General features: G+C 71.7%; 1 protein-coding gene. It reads left to right on the forward strand.

Features of this window, described 5'->3' with window-relative positions:
• Positions 1-1,238 precede the first annotated feature (1,238 nt).
• Positions 1,239-2,078 (forward strand): hypothetical protein, encoded by an 840-nt coding sequence (locus tag ABZ484_RS38615; protein WP_358870620.1) that lies wholly within the window; start codon positions 1,239-1,241, stop codon positions 2,076-2,078.
• Positions 2,079-2,224: the final 146 nt, after the last annotated feature.

Here is a 2,224-nt window from a genome sequence, read left to right on the forward strand (position 1 = left end):
CGCCGATGGTACTGCAGGGGGGACCCTGTGGGAGAGTAGGACACCGCCGAACAATCTTTGGAGGACCCCTGGTCACCAGCGTTCAGCTGGGACCAGGGGTCCTTTCGTTTTTACAATGCTTGCGGTACCGAAGACAGGAGTCACCGATGTCCACCAACTCTCCCGATGAGCGTCCGGAGCGTGATCAGCGCCGCCGGGACGGTGGCGAACGCGGTGACCGTGGCGGACACCGCGGTGGTCCGCGCCGTGCCAACGACCGTGGTGGCTACGGCCGTCGGGACGACCGCCGAGACGCCGAGCGTGGCGACCGTGGTGGCTTCCGTCGCGATGACCGTCGCGATGACCGTCGCGATGACCGGCGGGACGACCGTGGCGGCTTCCGTCGGGACGACCGCCGCGATGACCGGCGTGATGCTCGGCGCGATGGCGATCGTGGTGGCTACGGCCGGCGCGATGACCGCGATCGTGACCGTGAGCGTGGCGGTTTCCGCCGCGACGACCGCCCCCCCTACCGCCGTGACGACCGCAGGGACGAGCGGCGCGACGACCGCAGGGACGACAGGCGCGATGACCGGCGGGACGACCGCCGCGGCTTCCGTCGTGACGACGACCGCGGCGGATACGGCCGCCGTGACGACGACCGTGGTTACGGCCGGCGTGACGACCGCGGCGGCTACGCGCGCCGCGACGACCGCTCCGAACGCCCCGACCGTGGCGGTTTCCGTCGGGACGACCGCCGAGACGACCGCCGAGACGCCGAGCGTGGCGACCGTGGCGGCTTCCGTCGCGATGACCGGCGGGACGACCGTGGCGGCTTCCGTCGGGACGACCGCCGCGATGACCGGCGTGATGATCGGCGCGATGGCGATCGTGGTGGCTACGGCCGGCGCGAGGACCGCGATCGTGACCGGGACCGTGGTGGTTTCCGCCGCGACGACCGCCCCTCCTACCGCCGTGACGACCGCAGGGACGAGCGGCGCGACGACCGGAGTGAGCGAGGCGAGCGCGGGGAGCGCGGAGGCTTCCGCGCGCGGGACGACCGTGGGCGTGACGACCGCGGCGGACGCGGCCCTCGTCGTGAGGACCGTGGTGGCCGCCCCGGCGGCTTCCGCGGCCGGGACGACCGCCGTGACGACCGGCGCGACGACCGCCGTGGCGGTGGCCGCTTCCGTGACGAGCGGGACCGGGACCGGGGTCGCGACCGTGACCGCGACCGCGACAGGGAGCCGATCAAGCGGCTGCCGATCCCGCAGGAGGTCACCGGCGAGGAGATCGACAAGGACGTACGGCAGGAGCTGCAGAGCCTGCCCAAGACGCTCGCCGAGGACGTCGCCAGGAACCTGGTGATGGTCGCGCGGCTCATCGACGAGGACCCGGAGGCCGCCTACGGCTACTCCAGGGTCGCCCTGCGGCTCGCGTCCCGTGTCGCCGCCGTACGGGAGGCGGCCGGTTTCGCGGCGTACGCGAGCCAGAAGTACGCCGAGGCGCTCGCCGAGTTCCGGGCCGCCCGGCGGATGACGGGCAACGTGGACCTGTGGCCGGTCATGGCCGACTGCGAGCGTGGGCTCGGACGGCCGGAGAAGGCGCTGGACATGGCCGGTGCGCCGGAGGTGCACAAGCTCGACAAGTCCGGGCAGGTGGAGATGCGGCTCGTCGCGGCCGGTGCCCGGCGGGACATGGGGCAACTGGACGCGGCCATCGTGACGTTGCAGAGCCCCGAGCTGGCCTCCAACTCCGTGCAGCCCTGGACCGCGCGGCTGCGGTACGCCTACGCCGACGCGCTGCTGGCCGTGGGACGGGAGGCCGAGGCGCGGGAGTGGTTCGCCAAGGCCGTCGAGGCCGACCGTGACGGCAGCACCGACGCCTCGGACCGGCTGGCCGAGCTGGACGGCGTGGAGTTCACCGACGCGCTCGACGAGAGCGAGGGCACGGACCGGACCGAGAACGGGTCCGAGAACGGGTCCGAGAAGGGGTCCGAGAAGGGGTCCGAGAAGGGGTCCGAGAAGGGGTCCGGGGACGCGTCCGAGGTCGCCTCCCAGGAGAGCCCGAAGAGCGGCGAGGACGACCGCGAGGTCTGATTCCCGCGGTGAGGCAGTCGTAGGACGAAGGAGGGGTGGCCCCGACCGGGAAGCCGGTCGGGGCTCATTTATCGTTGGAAGAATATATAACGATGGATGGAGAGACGTTATCAGGTGGGGAAATTCAACGATTAAGTATAGCTCGC

The sequence above is a fragment of the Streptomyces sp. NPDC006393 genome (assembly GCF_040628575.1).
Lineage (GTDB): Bacteria > Actinomycetota > Actinomycetes > Streptomycetales > Streptomycetaceae > Streptomyces.